Raw genomic sequence first — 820 nt, forward strand, 5'->3', positions numbered from 1 at the left:
GAAGCACAGTCGCTAGATTGTGTGGAGCCGTCCTTGAAATACCACCCTTGTATGTTTGATGTTCTAACATTGGCCCCTTATCGGGGTTGTGGACAGTGTCTGGTGGGTAGTTTGACTGGGGCGGTCTCCTCCCAAATAGTAACGGAGGAGCACGAAGGTTAGCTAATCACGGTCGGACATCGTGAGGTTAGTGCAATGGCATAAGCTAGCTTAACTGCGAGACAGACACGTCGAGCAGGTACGAAAGTAGGTCATAGTGATCCGGTGGTTCTGTATGGAAGGGCCATCGCTCAACGGATAAAAGGTACTCCGGGGATAACAGGCTGATACCGCCCAAGAGTTCATATCGACGGCGGTGTTTGGCACCTCGATGTCGGCTCATCACATCCTGGGGCTGAAGTCGGTCCCAAGGGTATGGCTGTTCGCCATTTAAAGTGGTACGCGAGCTGGGTTTAGAACGTCGTGAGACAGTTCGGTCCCTATCTGGTGTGGGCGTTGGATGATTGATGGGAGCTGCTCCTAGTACGAGAGGACCGGAGTGGACGAACCGCTGGTGTTCGGGTTGTCATGCCAATGGCATTGCCCGGTAGCTACGTTCGGAACGGATAACCGCTGAAAGCATCTAAGCGGGAAGCCGGCCCAAAGATGAGTCATCCCTGACTTTTAAAGTCCGGAAGGGTTGTTAAAGACGATGACGTTGATAGGCAGGGTGTGGAAGCGTTGTAAGGCGTTAAGCTAACCTGTACTAATTACCCGAGAGGCTTAACCATACAACACCCAAGAAGCTTTAGGCTCGGTGGTGTTGAGATTGACAAGCTTA

Annotated in this window: 1 rRNA gene; it reads left to right on the top strand. The window is 52.1% G+C overall.

Annotated elements, in window-relative coordinates:
- A 23S ribosomal RNA gene (locus AC27EZ_RS18110) occupies positions 1-770 on the top strand; the annotation flags it as partial.
- Positions 771-820 lie beyond the last annotated feature (50 nt).

This window comes from Alteromonas sp. 4NH20-0056 (assembly GCF_057539655.1).